Source organism: Bacteroides sp. DH3716P, from assembly GCF_025914115.1.
Taxonomy (GTDB): Bacteria; Bacteroidota; Bacteroidia; order Bacteroidales; family Bacteroidaceae; genus Bacteroides; species Bacteroides ovatus.
The window spans coordinates 1,268,101-1,288,455 of record NZ_CP083673.1; the positions used below are offsets into that span (position 1 = coordinate 1,268,101).

A 20,355-nucleotide genomic window follows, 5' to 3' on the forward strand; every position below is an offset into this window, starting at 1 on the left:
CGGTTTTAACGTTTTAGTTGATTCTTTATGCCTAACAGATGATAAATACCGAATATTATAGTGAATATTCAATCAATTATCACCTATCATTTATACTTATTCTTCAGTTTGTTTAGCTTCAAAGTCCTTCATTAACTTATCTTGAACATCCGTCGGCACAAGCTCATAACTAGAGAATTTCATAATGAACGAAGCACGTCCACCCGTGAGAGAGCTAAGCGCCGTAGAATAAGATGACATTTCTTTCAAAGGTACTTTCGCAACCAGTTTCTCAAAACCTTTTTCACTACTCATACCCATAATCATGGCACGACGTCCCTGCAGATCTCCCATCACATCTCCCATCCTATCAGACGGAACGAACACTTCTACATCATAAATCGGTTCCAGAATTTTCGGACCGGCATTCTTGAAGGCTTCACTAAAGGCATTACGTCCGGCAAGCATAAAGGAGATTTCATTCGAATCTACCGGGTGCATCTTACCATCGTAAACAATAACGCGCACGTCACGAGCATACGAACCCGTCAACGGTCCTTGCTCCATACGAGACATAATACCTTTCATAATAGCAGGCAAGAAGCGGGCATCGATAGAACCACCGACGATACTGTTAACAAACACCAGTTTACCCCCCCATTCCAATGGTATCTCTTCCGTACCTCTCACGGTAATCTTAAATTCCTGTCCATTGAACTTATACGTTTCAGGCACAGGCATACCTTCTTTATAAGGTTCTACGATCAGGTGAACTTCACCAAATTGACCGGCACCACCGGACTGTTTCTTATGACGATAGTCGGCACGGGCAGCCTTTGTAATCGTTTCACGATATGGAATCTTCGGTTCTTCATATTTTACCTGAAGTTTTTCGTTGTTTTCCAAACGCCATTTCAAGGTACGAAGATGGAATTCTCCCTGACCGTGTACCAAAGTCTGTTTCAGTTCTTTTGATTGCTCAATCACCCAGGTAGGATCTTCTTCGCGCATACGGTTCAGGATACTCATCATCTTTTCCACATCCGCTTCATTCACCGGCTTAATGGCACGGGTATATTTAGAGTTCGGATATTTGATAAAATTGAATTTGTAGTCACAATCCTTACCGTTCAGCGTATTACCGGTTTTCACGTCTTTCAGTTTCACGGCAGCACCGATATCACCGGCCTGCAATTCTTCCACCTTGACACGGTTACCACCGGCTACCACATAGATTTGCGCGATACGTTCCTTCGAACCACGGTCGGCATTCAGCAAATCGTCTCCCTCATGAACTTTACCGCTCATTACTTTAAAATAGGAAACTTCACCGATATGCGGTTCCACACTTGTCTTGAAGAAATAAAGAGATTCCGGTCCATTGGAGTCCGGAGCCACTTCTTTACCTTCCGTATTCTGTACCTTCGGCATTTCAGATACAAAAGGAACAACGTTACCCAAGAATTCCATCAAGCGGCGAACACCCATATCTTTACCTCCGCAAACACAGAATACAGGGAACATACCTCTGGCGATCAATCCCTTACGGATACCTTCACGCATTTCGTCTTCTGACAGGGAATCTTGCTCGAAGAATTTCTCCATCAGATTTTCATCATTCTCGGCAGCAGCTTCTACCAATGCTTTGTGCATCTCCATAGCCTTATCCATTTCTTCTGCCGGAATATCTTCGATTGTCGGAGCCCCTCCTTCGGGTTTCCATGAGTATTTCTTCATCAACAATACGTCGATCAGCGCATTAAAGCCCGGACCGGTAGCTATCGGATATTGGATAGGAACAACCTTAGAGCCGTATGCCTCTTTCAGCTGTTCGAGGATATTATCATAATCGCATTTTTCATTATCAAGCTGGTTGACTAGAAAAATAACAGGTTTATTCAGCTTTTCTGTATAACGGAAGTGATTTTGTGTACCGACTTCGACGCCATATTGGCCATTGAGAAGGATAATTGCTGTGTCGGTCACATTTAGTGCAGTCACTGTGCTGCCTACGAAGTCGTCCGATCCCGGACAGTCAATAATATTAAGTTTTTTGTTATTCCATTCTACATGGAGAACGGTGGAGAAAACGGAGTAACCATACTCTTGTTCAACAGGAAAATAATCGCTAACTGTGTTTTTTGCGGCAACAGATCCGCGACGTTTTATAACACCACTCTCGAAAAGCATCGCTTCCACGAGAGTGGTTTTCCCAGAGCCAGAACTTCCCAACAAGGCAATGTTCTTGATTTCATTAGTCTGATATACTTTCATAATATATAAGATTTTAGTAATTACTCAGTATGTTTCTCACATACCATTAATTTTGTGATGCGCAAATTAGGGATTAATTGGGGGAAAAGCAACACTTATGGCAGTGTTACTAAACAATGTTATGTAACACATCTTTAACACGAACATTTTCGAATCGGGTTAAAAATTATTTTCGCATGGCTATAAACTAATTTCATAGTTGCAACGAGTAATCCGGCACGATGTTATTTTTAGTTGTTTTCCTTCCATACAATAGTTTCCCCGTTGCCTAATCAGTTTTCGTTTGACTTAAGTCAAGCGATAGTTTAACTTTAGTCATTCTATCGTTTGACTTAAGTCAAACGAAAACCCGGCTACAAGTTCGAATCTTATTTATAAAAGAAAAGATCTTAAATTCAGCATTGCAGGAAATTATCTTCTACTAATCGATGGGAGAATTATCTATTTAGCGTATTCCCGCCCCACTATAAATAATTTCCGTCAACAGCTTTTTTGATATATCTAATAATAGTCTTACTTTTACACCCACAAACCCAAACAGCATAGCTATGGCAGGTATCTATCTTCATATTCCTTTTTGCAAAACGCGCTGCATCTACTGCGACTTTTACTCAACCACTCGCAGCGAACTCAAAACCCGTTATGTACAGGCTCTCTGCCGGGAGTTGGCGATGCGTAAAGAATACCTGAAAGGAGAAGATATAGAAACTATTTATTTCGGTGGCGGAACCCCGTCTCAACTGGAAAAAGAGGATTTTGAACAGATTTTTGATACCATCCGCGAGCACTACGGATTGAATCATTGTCAGGAAATCACTCTGGAAGCTAATCCGGATGATTTATCGCAGGAATATCTGGAAATGCTTTCCTCACTTCCTTTCAACCGCCTCAGCATGGGAATACAGACTTTTGATGACGCTACGCTCAAACTATTGAGACGCCGCCACAATGCCCGTACAGCCATCGAAGCAATTGACAGATGCCGGAAAGCCGGTTTCCAGAACATCAGTATCGACCTAATTTACGGATTGCCCGGAGAAACAAAAGAACGATGGGAAAACGATCTCCGCCAGGCTATCAGTCTGAATGTAGAGCATATCTCCGCCTATCACTTGATTTATGAGGAAGATACACCTATATATAATATGTTAAAACAGCACCAGATATCCGAGGTAGACGAAGACTCCAGTTTAGAATTTTTCACATTACTGATAGAGCATTTGCAGAAAGCAGGATTTGAACACTATGAAATTTCCAATTTCTGCCGCCCCGGAAAATATTCCCGCCACAACACTTCCTATTGGAAAGGAATAGCTTATCTGGGATGCGGACCATCGGCACATTCTTTTGACGGAATGACACGGGAATGGAATGTGTCTTCAATCGACACCTATATAAAAGGTATAGAAGAAGACTGCCGTGCTTTCGAGACAGAGTATCTGGACCCAACGACCCGCTACAACGAATTTATTATCACTACCATACGTACCGTATGGGGAACACCTATAGAGAAACTGAAACAGATGTTCGGCAATGAAATGTGGGAGTATTGTCAAAAAATGGCTGCACCTTATCTGAAAAATGGTAAACTGGAGGAATACAACGGGGCTTTGCGCCTGACGCGTGAAGGGATTTTTATTTCCGACAGTATAATGAGTGATTTACTTTGGGTAGACTAACCAAACAAACAAAAAGCCGATGACCGAATCAGAAGTAAGAAAGTTATTGCGGCAAATGAAAGAACTGGATTCGCAAACTGCTTTCCGGGACTTTTACAACATGACTTATGACCGTCTCTTTCGTATTGCCTATTATTATGTGAAACAGGAAGAATGGTCGCAGGAAATCGTTCTCGATGTATTCCTGAAACTATGGAAGCAACGCAGCAATTTGCTTGATGTGAGAAACATTGAAGATTATTGTTTCATTCTCGTCAAAAATGCTTCGCTCAATTATCTGGAAAAAGAATCAAGACATACGCTTATTCATCCCGATTCTCTGCCGGAGCCTCAAGAACAGAGCTATTCACCGGAAGAATCGCTCATCAGTGAAGAGCTGTTCGCTCTTTACGTAAAAGCACTCGACCGGCTTCCGGATCGTTGCAGGGAAGTGTTCATCCGCATCCGTGAAGAAAAACAGAGTTACGCACAAGTAGCAGAAGAATTAGGCATCAGCATGAATACAGTGGACGCACAACTTCAGAAAGCAATCACACGTTTAAAAGAGATGATTAGCCGGGCTGAAATAGATTAACATTCTTTTAGACAAAGAGCGTAGGGAGTTTCTGTCACCCTCCGGTCTTTATCAACAAATAAGTCAATCAATCACTAAAAAAGACAGAAAATGAAAAAGCTAAATGACGCAAACATGGGGATCTTTGTCCTTCTTTCAGTTTGTCTGTGCCTGTTTTCATGCAACAATGACAACGACAACCTACCAAAGGACTATGCAGGATTTGAACATTCGAAGGAAACAGTAGAATGTGAAAGCGACAAATCCGAATGTGAGTTGAAAATTAAAATCGTTGCAACAGAAAAAACAAAAGAAGACCGGACGGTAGTACTTGCCACACCTCCTCCGGTAATAGGACAAGCAGCAGTGGTACAGCTAACAGAAAAGAAAGTAATCATCAAAGCGGGTAAGAAGTCAGCAACAACTGTCATAAAAATCTATCCTAAACAGATGATATTGAAGAAGCAGAATGTCACTTTATCCTGCACTCCCCAGTGGAAAGAAGGAGGGATCAGCAAACTGACCATTCTGTTGAAACGAAAATAACAGATCAAAAGTAATACAGAAAGAACTATGAAATTTACCGATACGGAATTAGAAGAAATACTGAACAAGCTCGTCGCTTCCACGCGTTCACCGCGAGGGCGGTTTTCAGCAACAGCCAGTTACCCGGAACTAGAGAAAAGACTGAAGTCATATACCCGGCGTCTGACACTGATACGTACTTTCTCGGCAGCGGCGGCAGTAGCTCTACTTTGCCTATCGGTATGGACAGCCTATTTATATATGCAACCGGTCACGATACAAACGGTTTCCACCTTGGCAGAGACACGCACGGTCTGTCTTCCTGATGGCAGCACCGTCACTCTCAACCATTATTCTTCACTTTCTTATCCTGAAAAGTTCAAATCGGACAAGCGGGAAGTGGAGCTAAATGGGGAGGCTTATTTTGAAATAAGCAAAGACAAGAAACATCCGTTTATCGTGCAGACTGAAACGATTGACGTTCAGGTGTTGGGAACTCACTTCAACGTAGATGCCTATCAGAACAATCCAGATGTAAAGACAACGTTATTGACAGGTTCGGTAGCAGTCAGCAATAAAAGTAAGTCAGTTCGTATGATTTTGAAGCCGAATGAGATTGCTATATATAATAAGGTGGAAGAAAAACTCACCCGCAAGGTTTTAGAAAACGTAGAAGATGAAATTTCCTGGCGGCAGGGAGAGTTTATATTCGACGACCTACCTTTGCAGGAGATTGCCCGCGAACTATCCAATTCATTCGGAGCAACGATTCACATAGCCGACACGGCTTTGCAAAATTACCGGATCACAGCACGCTTCCGCAATGGAGAAGACCTGACAACTATTTTATCTGTATTACATAATGCCGGTTATTTCGACTACTCACAAAACAATAAACAGATTATTATCACTGCTAAACCAGACTAAGATGAATATTATATTCCAAGATCGCTTCCCTGTCAGAACCATTGTTCTGATAGGGGTAGCATTCCTTATCACCACACAAATATACGCGCAAAATGCGGACGCCCGACTTTCGCTGACACTACGAAACGCCACATTGAAAGAATTCGTCAAACGGATTGAGAATTCAACCGGATATTCCTTTATCTACAGTGAGGAAATTACCATAAAACATAAAATCAATTTGCAAGTAAAGGATAAGCCTTTGCGTGAGATACTTGACCTTGCGTTCAAAAATGAGCAGATCAGTTATCAGTTCACCGGCCGGCATATCCTTCTGCAAAAGAAAAAAGAATCAAAAACTGTAAGCCGCAAGTTCACTATCAGCGGATATGTCACTGATGGGACGTCTTCCGAGACGTTGATTGGAACCAACATCATTGAGAGTCATCAAAATCAAGGAACAACCACCAATCCTTACGGTTTTTACAGCATCACCCTGCCCGAAGGAGAAACCGAACTGCGTTTCTCCTATCTGGGCTATGCCACAGAAGCGCATCATTTTACGCTCTCACAAGATACATTATTAAATATCCGCATGCAGGGTAACACGCAATTGCAGGAAGTAGTCATCGTTTCCGACAAAACCGAGACAGGAACTATAGCCACCCAAATGGGATCTATCGAAATTCCAATGACGCAAATAAAAAATACTCCGAGCATACTGGGAGAGGCAGATGTAATGAAAGCCATCCAACTGATGCCCGGCGTACAGGCAGGAGTAGATGGATCTGCCGGACTGTATATACGTGGTGGAAGCCCGGATCAAAATCTAATCTTACTTGACGGGATTCCTGTATATAACGTAGACCATATGTTCGGATTCTTTTCGGTTTTTACTCCGGAAGCCGTCAAAAAAGTAACACTATTCAAAAGTTCTTTTCCGGCACGTTTCGGCGGACGGCTTTCTTCTGTCATCGACGTCCGTACCAATGACGGAGATATGCAGAAATACCACGGCACACTTAGTATCGGACTACTAACTAGCAAAATCAACCTGGAGGGTCCGATTGTGAAAGGGAAAACGTCTTTCAATATTTCCGCCAGACGTTCGTATCTCGACCTCATCGCTAAACCATTCATGCCGGATGACGAGGAATACAGTTATTATTTTTATGACATCAATGCCAAAATCAATCATAAATTCTCCGACCGGAGCCGCGTCTATCTATCTGCCTACAATGGAAAGGATCATTTTGCTGCCAATTATGATGGAAATACAGATTTCAAAGACGGAAGCAAAATGAATTGGGGAAACACGATTCTTTCTGCCAGATGGAACTATGTATTCAACAACCGTTTATTCTGCAATACGACAGTCTCCTACAGCAACTATTTATTCGACATCAACTCATATACCAACAATCAATATCTCGGCAGTAGCGGTACATCATTTACCAACCGGTATTCAGCCGATTACCGTTCGGGAATCAATGATTGGAATTACCAGATCGACTTCGATTATAATCCATCTCCCAAACACCACCTCAAATTTGGAACAGGATATATCTATCATCGTTTCCGCCCGGAAGTTATGACCTCTAAAATCTCCAATAAGACAGGAGATAAAATAGACCTGGACACAACCTACCACAGCATAGCCAACAACCGGATTTACGGACATGAGTTATCCGCTTACCTGGAAGACAACATCAAGATGAATGATCGTCTGCGCCTGAATCTCGGACTGCATTTCTCATTGTTTCATGTGCAAAAACAAAGTTACTTTTCCTTGCAACCACGTGTTTCCGCACGCTATCAATTGGGAAAAGATGTAACCCTGAAAGCATCTTATACCCAAATGAGCCAATATGTACATTTACTATCGTCAATGCCCATTGCCATGCCTACGGATTTATGGGTTCCGGTCACTAAAAAGATCAAGCCAATGCGCTCCCACCAATATTCATTGGGCGGATACTATACGGGAATCAAAGGATGGGAATTCTCGGTAGAAGGGTATTATAAGGATATGTATAATGTGCTGGAATATAAGGAAGGCGTCAGTTTCTTCGGTTCTTCCTCCGGTTGGGAAAACAAAGTGGAAATGGGCAAAGGACGTTCGGCCGGCATTGAGTTTATGGCACAGAAAACCCTTGGAAGAACAACAGGATGGTTGTCCTACACTTTATCCAAAAGTGATCGTCAGTTTGCCAAAGGCGGTATCAACAACGGTGAACGGTTCCCATATAAATATGACCGAAGACACAATATCAACCTGACAATCAACCATAAGTTCAGCGACCGTATCGACATCGGTGCTTCCTGGGTGTTCTATACAGGTGGAACAAGTACAATCCCTGAAGAGAAAACCGCTGTCATCCGTCCTAGTGACGGCACAAACAACGGATTTGGGGGAGGATATGGATATGGAGATTATTTTGATTCAAGCATAACTTCACCCACCATCGGAGAAGCTTCATATGTGGAGCATCGTAATAATTACCGGTTACCAGCCAGTCACCGGTTGAATGTGGGAGTCAATTTCAACAAAAAGACCAAACATGGTATGCGTACCTGGAATATCAGTCTGTATAATGCATATAATGCGATGAATCCTACCTTTGTATATCGCAGCACCAGCAAAAACGATCCCAACAAACCGATTATCAAGAAGTATACTATACTTCCATTAATTCCATCATTCACTTACACTTATAAATTCTAAACCCATTATGAGAACTCGTATATGTTATCCATTTATCCTGTTAATAGCATTGCTGACAACAGTTTCTTGCGAAAACGAACTCCCTTTTAGTGTAAAGGACAATCCCCCCAAACTAGTGATGAACGCACTAATCAACGCAGACAGTCTGACCAACGTTCTCTATCTCAATTTCACGGGAAGAGGATACGCCACTCATGTAGAAAATGCCACGGTGGAAGTACGCGTTAACGGACAGTTATCAGAAAGTTTACGTCCGCTCCCACCCCAAACGGAAGGAGATATGCAATGCCGCTTCCATATTTCCAGCAAATTTACTCCCGGAGATGTAGTTCGTATCGACGCCCTCACAGACGACGGACAATATCACGCATGGACTGAAGTGACCGTACCACAGCGTCCACATGAAATAGCTGATATCGATACGGTCACCATTCCAATGACAAAGTATTATTATACGCAGAATTTTCTCCGATACAAAATCAATATCAAAGATCGATCCAACGAAGATAATTACTACCGGCTTATCATGGATAAGCAAATGACAGTGAAAGACTATAATGAAGAAACAGGGGAATTTGTCAGCCGGACAATACATCGCTATCATTTTATATCCCGCGAGGATATTGTGCTGACAGACGGACAGCCCACCAACAGCGATGACGAAGACAACGGCATGTTCGACACCGTAAAGAATATATATGGTGTATTCGACGACTCACGATTCAAAAATACATCTTACACAATGACGGTTTACAACCAGACAGATATTGACGGATTTCCTGAATACGGCACCAATGTAAAGATGGATATTATTGTACGTCTTTTAAGCATCACGGAAACAGAATATTACTATCTGAAAGCACTTAACCTGGTAGATTCCGACGCTTACGATGAAACAATAAATGAACCAATCAAGTACCCCAGCAATGTACATGGAGGAATTGGGATGATTGGAATCAGTACGGAGACAAGTAAGATCATTCATATAGAAAAACCACAACGATGAAAACAAATCATAAATTATGGATAGCAGACTGCGATAAACCGTAGTTTTGAAGATTCACCGTCTGTCAATGCCGCTTGCGTGGATGATATGGTCGAATGTCTGTCAATAGCCATGAAAGAAATCGTGGAAGAGATTAGCCAAGATTTACATTTAATACTATCTTTGCAGCCAAAAAGCAGGCACTAACTATGTTTATCATTATTGGAATTATGCTGACAGGCATGCTTCTTGGCTACTTGTTACGCAGTAAAAGACTATCATGGATACACAAGATAATCACTCTCCTTATATGGATTCTTCTCTTTCTTCTCGGAATAGATGTAGGGGGTAATGAATCTATCATCAAAGGATTACACACTCTTGGACTGGAAGCTGTTATCATCACGGTAGCTGCGGTCATAGGAAGTACTCTATGCGCATGGGGGTTGTGGTACCTATTATATAGTAAAGGAAAGGAGACAAAAGCATGAAAGGTAGTTTGATTATCGTCTCTTTCTTCATTATCGGTACTCTTTGTGGAGTTTATCATCTTATTCCATACGACTTCACCGACAGCAAGCTCAGTTACTATGCCCTCTGCGGACTCATGTTCTGCGTAGGCATCAGTATCGGCAACGATCCGAATACTTTGAAGAGTTTTCGCTCCCTGAATCCGCGGCTTGTATTCCTTCCCATCATGACGATCATTGGCACATTAGCAGGTTGCGCCGTAGCAGGAGCCTTTATGAGCCAACGAGGTCCTTTAGACTGTATGGCAGTCGGAGCCGGATTTGGCTATTATTCACTTTCCAGCATTTTCATTACCGAATACAAAGGTCCCGAATTGGGAACTATTGCGTTACTTTCCAATATCATGCGTGAAATCATCGCTTTGCTGTGTGCGCCATTATTAGTGAAGTATTTCGGAAAGCTAGCCCCTATTTCTGTTGGTGGAGCCACTACAATGGATACCACTCTTCCTATTATTACCCGATATTCGGGAAAAGAATTTGTAATCATTTCCATTTTCCATGGTTTTGTTGTTGATTTCAGTGTTCCTTTCCTAGTCACGTTCCTTTGCTCAATATCATTTTAATAGGAATAAATCCTAAAAAGCAGATTATTTCCACTATCGTTTTCGCACACGTATTACAAATATGTTTCATAAAGAACCGTTTTTGTATCAAAAAGCATATCATCTCTTGACTTACATCAAGAAATGAGGCTAAATAGAATCTTTTTCTTTTCTTTATTTTTATGCTATAAAACATATTCTTATATTTGCATAGGTAAAAAGAAAAAACTAAGCGCTTAGACTAATTTTCAATAGGTATTAGATTTGTTTTTAGGAATAGTTTTTAGGTATAACAATTAAAAAAGTAGGTATTATGAAACGTTTAGGATTAACATTAGTGGCAGCGCTCTGCCTTGCTGCTACAACATTTGCAGCCGGAAATCAACCTACAACTGCAAAATGGGAAGGTAACATCAATGTTAGTAAATTAGGTAAATATTTGAACTTGAATTCAGTTCAGAGTGAAGAAGTAGCCAATATTTGCGATTATTTCTCCACACAGATGTCAAGAGCCACAACAGCGAAGAAAGATAAAGAAGCAAAATTGCGCAACGCTGTTTATGGTAACTTGAAACTGATGAGAAAGACTCTTAGTGCTGAACAGTACGCCAAGTATGCCGCATTGATGAACATCACTTTACAGAATAAAGGTATTGAACTGAATAAGTAAAATGATTAATATGTAAAAGAGAGAGAGGGTGGAAGCCGGTTGGCTTCCACTTTTTTTATACTGTTATTTAATAGTCACCATCGTAGCCCCAAACCCATATTCTTGGAAAGAAGCATCCTGATAACGGCAATTATTATATTTCCGTTTCAATTCATCAATGACAGCCTTTCGAAGTACCCCATCTCCCTTGCCGTGAATAAAGACAATCTTCTGTTCACGCTTATTCTTATAAGTTTCCATCACTTCGCGAAACTTATCCAATTGATAATTCAGTATTTCAGCATTGCCCATCCCTTGAGTATCATCCAGCAAAGAATCGATATGAAGATCTATTTCAATAATTCCGCTCTTTCCGCCATGAGTAGTATGGTTTGGTTTCACAATAGGTTGTGACTTCGGTTTATCTACAGATTTCTTCTGCAACAAAGCCTCTTGAATCTCCTCCGCCGAAACATATACTTGTTTGGCAGGCATATCATCTTTCACAATGTCATAAATCAAAGCCGGTTCTTCAAAGAAATCAGAATCGCTAAATGTATGAAGTTTATAGAACTTCACGGTATCGATCCGTATCTCCACACTAACAGCCGGTTTGATAGCCGCAGGCTTACCGTCCTTGAAAGCGATCAACTGAACAGCCACCCGCTCCATATCATTCAATACATCTTTGGTGAACTCTTCCAACAGCAATTTTGTATTAGGCTCCACCAAACCGTGCGAACGGTTCTTCCATGCTTTTCCTTCTGCACTCAAATAAGTGTAATACAAATAATAATTGCTATCATTTACCAAATAAGTCTCGAAAGGAGTAGTCATCATAGCCTTTGCATCTTCAGGCACATAAGCCAGAAATACATTCAGCGTATCTCCCCCCTTCACTTCCGGCTGGCGTTGAATGACGGGCATCTCCGGTTTTATCGGTTTAGCAGGTCCCTCTTGTTTCGGAGCAGAAGAAGTCGGTTTACGCTTCAAATTATAGTCATCTGTTTCAATCACGACACACTCGCGTATCGGCATTGGAATATCAAACCCATCTGCATCTTCTACCAACACAAAATCCTTTCCCTGGAATCCAGTTACGATTCCACCGCCTACCTCACTAAGAAAGCGTACTTTATCTCCTATTTTCATTATTGTATATCCAATTAAAATTCAAACTCAAAAAAACGAGTAACAAAGATAGAGATTTCTATGAAATTAAATGGAGATTCGGTTCTAAAAACAAACCGTCTGCCTTTATTCCTCTTTTTATTGTAACTTTGCACCCGACGAAATACCAAACATATAATCTAAAATTCACCATTAACGACGAAAACCGATGAAAGAACTTATTAAAGTCATTGCTTTTGATGCAGACGATACCTTGTGGAGCAATGAACCTTTTTTCCAGGAAATAGAGAAACAATACACAGACCTATTAAAGCCTTATGGCACTTCTGAAGATATTTCAGCCGCTTTATTTCAAACAGAAATGAATAATCTGAAATATCTCGGCTATGGAGCCAAAGCCTTCACCATTTCTATGGTAGAGACAGCTTTGCATGTGAGTGGACAAAAGATTTCAGGTACAGACATCCAACATATTATTGAATTAGGCAAATCATTACTAAAAATGCCTATTGAACTATTGCCGGGAGTAAAAGAAACGCTTAAAGTGTTGAAAGAGAAGGGTAAATACAAATTAGTAGTTGCCACTAAAGGAGACTTACTCGATCAGGAGAATAAGCTGGAACGTTCCGGATTAGCCTCTTATTTCGATCACATTGAAGTGATGTCCGATAAAACAGAGAAAGAATATCAACGAATGTTGAATATCTTACAGATTGCTCCTTCCGAATTTGTCATGATTGGCAATTCTCTGAAATCGGACATTCAACCTGTTCTATCGCTGGGAGGATATGGTATACATATTCCTTTTGAAGTGATGTGGAAACACGAAGTAGTAGACACATTCACACATGACCATCTGAAACAGGTGAAAAGATTTGATGAGTTGCTACTTTTGTTTTAAATAAGTTCTGTTCTTTCTTCAGATAAGCTTTAAATCTGAAGAAAGAAATCAGTGAACAATGCCATCTTATTGGATTACAAATCCAACAGTTTCATCAATTCAGCAGCCCGACACGCTTCTATCGAATTACCGACAGAGAGTTTCTCCAAAATATTCTGCCGGTGTCGATTGACTGTATTCACACTAATATAAAGGGCAGCTGCAATTTCTTTACTAGATAGTCCTTTACGTATACAGCGAAGTATTTCTTTTTCGCGTTCGGATAGGATATTGCGATGTTCTTCCGAAAAAAAGAGCGTTTCGACCTCTCCACGTTCCATATGGGTAATAGTGGGACATATCCCCTGCTCCGTTCGTTGATCTGCAGACAAGGTATAAAGACAAAAAATCAACCATACACTTCCGGAAGGAGTATTTTCCATTATCTGCACTAGGTTATCAATATACTGATAGACTCCTTTCTCATTCATCATACGTATTCTGCATCTTCCCCGGTACTTCAACCGTTCTTCGGAAGACATCGAAAAGGTCTTCTGAAAAAACTGATACTCCAATAACCGCTTTTCTACCAAGTCTTCAGGATGAATACGCCGATAAATACAATCTTCATCCATAGAATCAATCACACTCAAAGCAGCTTCTTCGGGAGTTAAGCCTAGAAAATGCGCCCAAGGATGAACGGCAATATAACTTTTCCTATTCGAAAGATCTGAAATAACAGCACATCCACCATTAATCTCCGTCAATGAATGAATAAAGCGTTGATGTTGCTCTACAACTCCATTGTCCAATATTTCATCGGCTATCAGTTGTGTCGCATAAACTTCATCTATTTCCTTTTGTAATACATCCATCTTATAAAATGGTTATTATTCAGTATTGTTGCACACGGAGGTATGAGCTATCTTTGCACCACAAAGATAATCAAATAAGAAATGATCATGAAACATTTAAAAATCAAAATCATGTCAATAGCCTTTATGGCAGTAGCAACTTCTTCTATGGCACAAAGTTTGAATAAGATGAACTGGCTGAACGAGCCTCAACAGTGGGAAATAAAAGATGGCAAAACCTTAGTGATGGATGTTCCTGCAAAAACAGACTTTTGGAGGATTTCTCATTATGGGTTCACAGTGGACGACGGACCTTTCTATTATGCGACTTATGGTGGAGAATTTGAAGCCAAAGTAAAGATAACCGGCAACTATGTCACCACCTTTGACCAAATGGGATTAATGCTGCGCATCGACCATGAAAACTGGATAAAAGCAGGTGTGGAATACGTCGACGGCAAACAGAATGTAAGTGCCGTAGTTACGCATCGGACTAGTGACTGGAGTGTAGTACAATTGCCGGATGCTCCCCGCTCTATATGGATAAAAGCAGTCCGTCGCTTGGATGCAGTAGAAATATTTTTCTCACGTGATGATAAAGAATATATTATGATGCGCACGTGTTGGTTGCAAGATAATTGTCCTGTCATGGTAGGATTAATGGGAGCTTGTCCGGACGGGAAAGGGTTCACCGCTACATTCGAAGAATTTAAAGTGACTCCATTAGCCGATCAACGAAGACTGGAATGGGCAAAAAGGCAAATGAACAAATAAAATCAGTCCTGATGCTATTTATTTAAATAGAGAGAAAGCTCTATTATAATATAAATGCGGTAGTATATCTTACTTTAAATGTTCTATTTTTAATATGATGAGTATAAATAGCATCACACGGATTTCCTCTTCCAGCAGTTCTGTTGTATAAAATAATGCAAGAATATACAGTTCCCGAGGAGTTTTTTACATAAAAACAGTCAAAAGATACACTATAATAAACTTATTGACAATCGTTTCTTTAAAAGGAGTAACCAGTTCCTTTTAAAGGAACGATTCATTGATCGGTGAGAAACACTTTATTCCTTTAAAAGGAGCATATAAAACTTTATTTTAAGTGCTATCCCAGAGCTAACCTACACCTGAAACAGCCAACACTCCACATATCAATTTGAGACAAAACAAAGGCAAGTTCTATACATCTATTCTATAAAAGACGCAGACTAAAACAAATTATTCCAAAACACAATCGATTTATTTCTTTTCTAAATTCGAAAACAGCAAATCCGTCTCATTTTCAACTCATGCCTAAATATATCCTGCATATATAGAATTATACAACGATAAAATATACGTTTTTTCATATATTATCGCCAAAACCGTATATACTTATCTTTCTCACGATCCAACGCACCTTCATCGACACAATCACCCAACCGGAACCATGAATGTTCTATCAATGAGCCTCTCTTTTTAACAGACTTATCCCAGTTTCCTATCACTTGTCCTTCATGAAGAACAATCGGATAAAACAGACCATTATTGGTAAATGCTTTCGAGTAATGCTCTTTAGGCAAAACGTCTGTCCGGTCTTTATAACCAAGCAAATATTCATCATAAGAAGGAAGAAGATGCAAACTGCCGGTAACTTTTCCACGAGTCCGGCAATCTTCATGAATATACCATGTCTGTCCATTCCATTCTTCTGCCGTTAATTCCGAATCAATCAAATAAATAGCTTGACGTGCATCTGTAATAGGCAGCCCCGACCACCAGACAAAATCTTGCAAAACAGCAGGAGCATGACTACGAAAATAGCTTCTAGCCAAACGAGCCAAAGATTCATCTTTGGTCAATTCCGGCATCGGCGGAACACGCTCTTCCAAAAGCGCATACGTACATTTACTTCCTTTATCTTCCCCACTACATACAATCCCCACCTGCTCCGCACGAGCCATAAAGCGGGTCATACGATGATTATCCGCTACAATCCCCGAACGGTTAAAATGCTCGGCAATCTCCTGCCTCGTCAAGCTTTTCTTCCCACAAAGAATTTTCTCCAACAGATTATGACTTTTCGTATAGAGTTCTTCAGAAATTTCCAAGTCATGCCCTTTCGCATAAGACTCATTAGCAGATATAATACGCCCGGCGGAAAGTTTCAACATCCACCGGATATCTTCTGCTGCTACGAGATGCCATGTCGGACGCATTACATGAGTCCGCAGGATTTCACCATCACGCAGTGCTTTTTCCACAGTTTGAATCGTTGCCGACTTCAAACGCATTCCTACTGCCCATTTCACCATGGAATAATTCTGTGCCTGCATAGCTCCCATCCAGGACACAAGTTCCTTGGGTTGAGAGAAAAGAGGACTTAATAACTGTTGGTTGAGTAAACGTATATTTGGTATTTTCATTTTAATTTATTGCCATTTTTATCAATATAAAACCAATCATCACTTTGCCAGGTCCAATTCTCCCCATAATCATCCAATGCCTTTTTTTCCCCAGTATAGGTCACTTCGGCCTTGCCGTCCTTGAAAGGGCAAACGAAAGCAAACTGTGGTTTGATGATAACATTCCCCAGTGTATCGGCAAACCCCATCAGCATCTCATCATTTATGATACGAAAAAGCCCTTCCTCTACATAATCCGGTCCATTATCAAAACTAAAGGCATAAAAAAGTTTTTCTCCTTTGTTATTAATAGTTGTCCATCCGGGTTTATGAGGTTCCATTACAAAACCGATATGCCGTATTGTATCACTTCCTCCATAATGATATTTACCAAAGGGAACAATCGTATCACCTTGCTCATTCAAATAACAGACAGAAGATCCTAATTCCGGATATTCAGTTGACATATAAGCAATAAGGATTGAATGATCCGACTGTTTTTGACCGTCCAAACAACCAGTCATAAAAATGCAAAACAATAAGGCATACAAAGATTTTAGTTTCATGAGCTTATTATTAGTATATTGCAAATATAAAATTTCTTTCCATACAAATCATTGTTAATGATAAAAAGAATAAATAAGAAGATACAGATATTGCCTCAACTCCTTAGCCAAGAGTCAAAACCAGTTGGAAGTCTCCGAATAAATCTCTACTTTTGTACTCCATAACAAAGAATAGATCAAGAAATGATGCTCTATAAACTCATCCCTCCTTCAGTAGTAACAGCAACTATCCAGTTGCCGGCTTCTAAAAGTATCAGTAATCGTGCATTAATCATCAATGCGCTGGGCAAAGGTATTTATCCTCCTGAAAACCTGTCCGATTGTGACGATACACAGGTGATGATAAAAGCTCTCACCGAAGGGAAAGAGACGATTGACATTATGGCTGCGGGCACTGCTATGCGTTTCCTTACCGCCTATTTAAGTGTGACTCCGGGGGAACGGACAATCACAGGAACAGCCCGTATGCAGCAACGCCCGATACAGATATTAGTCAATGCGCTCCGGGAATTAGGAGCTGAAATAGAGTATGTCCACCATGAAGGATATCCTCCCTTATGTATCAAAGGGGCAGAGTTGAAAGGAAATGAAATAACCTTGAAAGGAAATGTAAGTTCCCAATATATATCTGCTCTATTGATGATAGGTCCGGCACTCAAAGACGGTTTGACTTTGCATTTAAGCGGAGAGATTATTTCCCGCCCTTATATCAATCTTACATTGCAACTGATGCAGGACTTTGGAGCCAAAGCCGCATGGACTTCTCCCAGTAGCATTTCCGTTGCTCCACAACTCTATCAGAGCATTCCTTTCAAAGTGGAAAATGACTGGAGCGCAGCTTCCTATTGGTATCAGATTGCCGCCTTATCTCCCAAAGCAGAAATTGAATTATTGGGGTTGTTTCCTAACAGTTATCAGGGAGATAGCCGGGGAGCAGAAGTTTTCTCACGCTTAGGTATAACTACCGAATTTACATCGCAAGGTGTGAAACTGAAAAAAACAGGCAAAGCGCCGGAAAGACTGGAAGAAGACTTTGTCGACATTCCGGATTTGGCACAGACATTCGTTGTTACCTGTGCCTTGCTGAATGTCCCTTTCCGTTTCACCGGATTACAAAGCCTGAAAATAAAAGAGACTGACCGTATTGCCGCCCTGCGAGCCGAGCTTAAAAAGCTGGGATATATGATCAAGGAAGAAAATGACAGTATATTAATGTGGAATGGCGAACGATGTGAACCGGAAGAAACTCCGGTGATTGAAACCTACGAAGACCATCGGATGGCAATGGCATTTGCACCGGCAATTATCCGCCATCCCAATTTACTTATTGCCGATCCGCAAGTCGTTACCAAATCATATCCCGGATATTGGGAAGATTTGAAACAGGCCGGATTTCAGGTTATAAACGAAGGCTAATTTTCATACGCTGTGGAAGATTTCAACAAATATACTTCCCACATCAACTACTCCCCTATTGTAGATTTTGTATTACAACAGGGGAAGCAGACCTATTATAAGAAAGGAGACTACTTTTCCCGCCAGGGAGAAGTATGCAAAACAATGGGGTTCGTCAGTTCCGGTTCTTTCCGGTACTGTTGCACCAACAGTGTAGGCGAAAACAGCATTGTAGGCTATACTTTCGATCATTCTTTTGTTGGCAACTATCCGGCTTTTCAGTTACAGGACAAATCAAATGTAGATATACAAGCCTTGTGTGACTGCTCGGTATACGTAATCAATTATCAGCAAATGGCAGACTTCTACGATACCAACGACGCTCACCAAAAGTTAGGACGCCGCATCGCAGAAACGTTATTGTGGGAAGTCTACGACCGGATGATTTCAATGTACAGCCTGACACCGGAAGAACGCTATCTTGAAATTATCAACCGTTGTCCCGACTTACTGAAACTGATAACTTTAAAAGAACTGGCTTCCTATCTTCTGATTCGTCCCGAAACATTAAGTCGTATCCGAAGAAAAGTCGTACAAAAATAAATTCTTGATTTCAATCAAGAGTTTATTTATTCCCTACCCTTACTTTTGCGGGCAAACAAAGTATATTGTATTTCATGAAAAAAATTATAATTATAGGTGCAACTTCCGGCATCGGTCGCGGATTGGCAGAAGTCTATTCTCAAGAAGATTATCTTATCGGCATTACCGGTCGCAGAGAAAATCTATTAGAAGAGGTATGCGCCCGGGACAAAGACAAACTATTCTATCAAGTGTGCGACATCACCGATACACAAGCTACCATTTCATCCCTCGAAACTCTCACTCGAAAAATGGGTGGAATGGATATATTGATTATCTGTGCCGGGACCGGAGAACTAAACCCCGAACTCTCCTACCAATTGGAAGAACCTACCTTACTAACGAACGTGATAGGATTCACCAACATCGCAGACTGGGGTTTCCGATATTTCGAACAGCAAAAAAGCGGGCATCTGGTTACTATTTCCTCTGTTGGAGGTACGCGCGGCAGTGGCATCGCTCCCGCCTACAATGCGTCGAAAGCCTATCAAATCAACTATATGGAAGGATTACGACAAAAAGCAACTAAATCTCCTTATTCTATTTACACTACCGATATTCGTCCCGGATTTGTAGACACCGCTATGGCAAAAGGAGAAGGATTGTTTTGGGTTACTCCCGTTGATAAAGCTGTGAAACAAATTAAAAAGGCTATTTCTAAAAAGAAAAAAGTAGCTTTCATTTCCCAAAGATGGAGATATGTAACTATCCTGTTTCGTCTGTTGCCATCTGCTATTTATTGCCGGATGTAATGATAGATACTCCATAGCCAACACATATTTGTCTAAGTAAATCTAATGAAAAAACACCTGCCCCAACTGTTTATACAGATATTGGTATCTACCAAATTCTAGTTATGTATATAAGTCTGTACGGGAATCATATTAATGATAATAGCTAACTCACAAATAAACAGCTCTCTTACAATTGGAGGACACTTTTAGGGTTCAGTAATCAATGATGAAAAAATAAGTTCTTTCAGAACTAGGATGGTTTATAAAATTAGAATTAACGGCACAAATATATAATATATTTTAATACATAGCATGTATTTTCAAAAATAATATCAAATTCTCATTCATTTTTTCTTTTTAAGAATACCCAAAGCCGTATTTTATCTTCATATTGAAATGAAACTACTTGT

General features: G+C 40.6%; 19 protein-coding genes. 14 read left to right on the forward strand and 5 right to left on the reverse strand.

Annotated features, from left to right (window positions below; genetic code table 11):
- Nucleotides 1-96: 96 nt before the first annotated feature.
- Nucleotides 97-2,253, reverse strand: coding sequence for an elongation factor G (locus KQP79_RS04500; protein WP_004299324.1), 2,157 nt, complete (start codon nucleotides 2,251-2,253; stop codon nucleotides 97-99).
- 548 nt (nucleotides 2,254-2,801) lie between these two features.
- Here KQP79_RS04500 and hemW point away from each other — a divergent pair.
- From hemW to KQP79_RS04545, 9 genes are all read left to right on the forward strand, one after another.
- Nucleotides 2,802-3,932 (forward strand): radical SAM family heme chaperone HemW, encoded by a 1,131-nt coding sequence (gene hemW / locus KQP79_RS04505; protein ID WP_061447776.1) that lies wholly within the window; start codon nucleotides 2,802-2,804, stop codon nucleotides 3,930-3,932.
- A 19-nt stretch (nucleotides 3,933-3,951) separates the two neighbouring features.
- Nucleotides 3,952-4,506: an RNA polymerase sigma-70 factor gene (locus tag KQP79_RS04510; RefSeq protein WP_004307962.1), complete on the forward strand. Its 555-nt coding sequence runs from the start codon at nucleotides 3,952-3,954 to the stop codon at nucleotides 4,504-4,506.
- 90 nt (nucleotides 4,507-4,596) lie between these two features.
- Nucleotides 4,597-5,031: a hypothetical protein gene (locus KQP79_RS04515; protein ID WP_015531372.1), complete on the forward strand. Its 435-nt coding sequence runs from the start codon at nucleotides 4,597-4,599 to the stop codon at nucleotides 5,029-5,031.
- A 27-nt stretch (nucleotides 5,032-5,058) separates the two neighbouring features.
- Nucleotides 5,059-5,937 carry a FecR family protein gene (locus KQP79_RS04520; RefSeq protein WP_004307960.1) on the forward strand — a complete coding sequence of 293 codons (879 nt, stop codon included), beginning with the start codon at nucleotides 5,059-5,061 and terminating at the stop codon, nucleotides 5,935-5,937.
- Between the two features lies 1 nt (nucleotide 5,938).
- Nucleotides 5,939-8,641, forward strand: a complete 2,703-nt coding sequence (locus KQP79_RS04525; protein ID WP_015531371.1) for a TonB-dependent receptor — start codon at nucleotides 5,939-5,941, stop codon at nucleotides 8,639-8,641.
- Between the two features lie 7 nt (nucleotides 8,642-8,648).
- Nucleotides 8,649-9,647 (forward strand): DUF4249 domain-containing protein, encoded by a 999-nt coding sequence (locus tag KQP79_RS04530; RefSeq protein WP_008776242.1) that lies wholly within the window; start codon nucleotides 8,649-8,651, stop codon nucleotides 9,645-9,647.
- Between the two features lie 188 nt (nucleotides 9,648-9,835).
- On the forward strand, nucleotides 9,836-10,117 hold the full coding sequence (locus KQP79_RS04535; protein WP_004307957.1) for a LysO family transporter: 282 nt from the start codon (nucleotides 9,836-9,838) through the stop codon (nucleotides 10,115-10,117).
- Complete coding sequence (locus tag KQP79_RS04540; RefSeq protein ID WP_004326224.1) at nucleotides 10,114-10,722, forward strand: lysine exporter LysO family protein; 609 nt, start codon at nucleotides 10,114-10,116, stop codon at nucleotides 10,720-10,722. Before KQP79_RS04535 ends, KQP79_RS04540 begins: the two co-directional genes overlap by 4 nt.
- 292 nt (nucleotides 10,723-11,014) lie before the next feature.
- Nucleotides 11,015-11,371, forward strand: coding sequence for a hypothetical protein (locus tag KQP79_RS04545; RefSeq protein ID WP_004326225.1), 357 nt, complete (start codon nucleotides 11,015-11,017; stop codon nucleotides 11,369-11,371).
- Between the two features lie 63 nt (nucleotides 11,372-11,434).
- Here the strand turns inward: KQP79_RS04545 and KQP79_RS04550 are convergent, their stop codons facing one another.
- On the reverse strand, nucleotides 11,435-12,502 hold the full coding sequence (locus KQP79_RS04550; RefSeq protein ID WP_061447775.1) for a DUF2027 domain-containing protein: 1,068 nt from the start codon (nucleotides 12,500-12,502) through the stop codon (nucleotides 11,435-11,437).
- Nucleotides 12,503-12,689: 187 nt separating this feature from the next.
- Between KQP79_RS04550 and KQP79_RS04555 the strand changes: the two genes are divergently transcribed.
- Nucleotides 12,690-13,382 (forward strand): HAD family hydrolase, encoded by a 693-nt coding sequence (locus tag KQP79_RS04555; RefSeq protein ID WP_004316267.1) that lies wholly within the window; start codon nucleotides 12,690-12,692, stop codon nucleotides 13,380-13,382.
- Between the two features lie 74 nt (nucleotides 13,383-13,456).
- On the opposite strand, the gene KQP79_RS04560 is transcribed toward KQP79_RS04555, so the two are convergent.
- Nucleotides 13,457-14,236, reverse strand: coding sequence for a response regulator transcription factor (locus KQP79_RS04560; protein WP_008640988.1), 780 nt, complete (start codon nucleotides 14,234-14,236; stop codon nucleotides 13,457-13,459).
- A gap of 81 nt (nucleotides 14,237-14,317) precedes the next feature.
- Between KQP79_RS04560 and KQP79_RS04565 the strand changes: the two genes are divergently transcribed.
- Nucleotides 14,318-14,989, forward strand: coding sequence for a DUF1349 domain-containing protein (locus tag KQP79_RS04565; RefSeq protein ID WP_004307952.1), 672 nt, complete (start codon nucleotides 14,318-14,320; stop codon nucleotides 14,987-14,989).
- Nucleotides 14,990-15,576: 587 nt separating this feature from the next.
- Here the strand turns inward: KQP79_RS04565 and KQP79_RS04570 are convergent.
- Nucleotides 15,577-16,629: a winged helix DNA-binding domain-containing protein gene (locus KQP79_RS04570; RefSeq protein ID WP_061447774.1), complete on the reverse strand. Its 1,053-nt coding sequence runs from the start codon at nucleotides 16,627-16,629 to the stop codon at nucleotides 15,577-15,579.
- The gene (locus KQP79_RS04575; protein ID WP_061447773.1) at nucleotides 16,626-17,174 is read right to left on the reverse strand and encodes a WG repeat-containing protein; all 549 of its coding nucleotides are present in this window, start codon (nucleotides 17,172-17,174) and stop codon (nucleotides 16,626-16,628) included. Before KQP79_RS04575 ends, KQP79_RS04570 begins: the two co-directional genes overlap by 4 nt.
- A gap of 186 nt (nucleotides 17,175-17,360) precedes the next feature.
- On the opposite strand from KQP79_RS04575, the gene KQP79_RS04580 reads away from it, so the two are divergent.
- From KQP79_RS04580 to KQP79_RS04590, 3 genes are all read left to right on the forward strand, one after another.
- A complete protein-coding gene (locus tag KQP79_RS04580; protein WP_061447792.1) occupies nucleotides 17,361-18,590 on the forward strand; it encodes a 3-phosphoshikimate 1-carboxyvinyltransferase in 1,230 nt (409 codons plus the stop codon).
- Between the two features lie 12 nt (nucleotides 18,591-18,602).
- Entirely contained in the window at nucleotides 18,603-19,172 is a 570-nt protein-coding gene (locus tag KQP79_RS04585; protein ID WP_004306591.1) for a Crp/Fnr family transcriptional regulator, read from the forward strand.
- A gap of 74 nt (nucleotides 19,173-19,246) precedes the next feature.
- Nucleotides 19,247-19,963, forward strand: a complete 717-nt coding sequence (locus KQP79_RS04590) for an SDR family NAD(P)-dependent oxidoreductase (RefSeq protein WP_009040867.1) — start codon at nucleotides 19,247-19,249, stop codon at nucleotides 19,961-19,963.
- Nucleotides 19,964-20,355 lie beyond the last annotated feature (392 nt).

What these genes read in the sequence shown, in the direction of transcription:
- KQP79_RS04500 (WP_004299324.1), bottom strand. Translation starts at nt 2,253, where the DNA reads ATGAAAGTATATCAGACTAATGAAATCAAGAACATTGCCTTGTTGGGA.
- hemW (WP_061447776.1), top strand. Translation starts at nt 2,802, where the DNA reads ATGGCAGGTATCTATCTTCATATTCCTTTTTGCAAAACGCGCTGCATC.
- KQP79_RS04510 (WP_004307962.1), top strand. Translation starts at nt 3,952, where the DNA reads ATGACCGAATCAGAAGTAAGAAAGTTATTGCGGCAAATGAAAGAACTG.
- KQP79_RS04515 (WP_015531372.1), top strand. Translation starts at nt 4,597, where the DNA reads ATGAAAAAGCTAAATGACGCAAACATGGGGATCTTTGTCCTTCTTTCA.
- KQP79_RS04520 (WP_004307960.1), top strand. Translation starts at nt 5,059, where the DNA reads ATGAAATTTACCGATACGGAATTAGAAGAAATACTGAACAAGCTCGTC.
- KQP79_RS04525 (WP_015531371.1), top strand. Translation starts at nt 5,939, where the DNA reads ATGAATATTATATTCCAAGATCGCTTCCCTGTCAGAACCATTGTTCTG.
- KQP79_RS04530 (WP_008776242.1), top strand. Translation starts at nt 8,649, where the DNA reads ATGAGAACTCGTATATGTTATCCATTTATCCTGTTAATAGCATTGCTG.
- KQP79_RS04535 (WP_004307957.1), top strand. Translation starts at nt 9,836, where the DNA reads ATGTTTATCATTATTGGAATTATGCTGACAGGCATGCTTCTTGGCTAC.
- KQP79_RS04540 (WP_004326224.1), top strand. Translation starts at nt 10,114, where the DNA reads ATGAAAGGTAGTTTGATTATCGTCTCTTTCTTCATTATCGGTACTCTT.
- KQP79_RS04545 (WP_004326225.1), top strand. Translation starts at nt 11,015, where the DNA reads ATGAAACGTTTAGGATTAACATTAGTGGCAGCGCTCTGCCTTGCTGCT.
- KQP79_RS04550 (WP_061447775.1), bottom strand. Translation starts at nt 12,502, where the DNA reads ATGAAAATAGGAGATAAAGTACGCTTTCTTAGTGAGGTAGGCGGTGGA.
- KQP79_RS04555 (WP_004316267.1), top strand. Translation starts at nt 12,690, where the DNA reads ATGAAAGAACTTATTAAAGTCATTGCTTTTGATGCAGACGATACCTTG.
- KQP79_RS04560 (WP_008640988.1), bottom strand. Translation starts at nt 14,236, where the DNA reads ATGGATGTATTACAAAAGGAAATAGATGAAGTTTATGCGACACAACTG.
- KQP79_RS04565 (WP_004307952.1), top strand. Translation starts at nt 14,318, where the DNA reads ATGATCATGAAACATTTAAAAATCAAAATCATGTCAATAGCCTTTATG.
- KQP79_RS04570 (WP_061447774.1), bottom strand. Translation starts at nt 16,629, where the DNA reads ATGAAAATACCAAATATACGTTTACTCAACCAACAGTTATTAAGTCCT.
- KQP79_RS04575 (WP_061447773.1), bottom strand. Translation starts at nt 17,174, where the DNA reads ATGAAACTAAAATCTTTGTATGCCTTATTGTTTTGCATTTTTATGACT.
- KQP79_RS04580 (WP_061447792.1), top strand. Translation starts at nt 17,361, where the DNA reads ATGCTCTATAAACTCATCCCTCCTTCAGTAGTAACAGCAACTATCCAG.
- KQP79_RS04590 (WP_009040867.1), top strand. Translation starts at nt 19,247, where the DNA reads ATGAAAAAAATTATAATTATAGGTGCAACTTCCGGCATCGGTCGCGGA.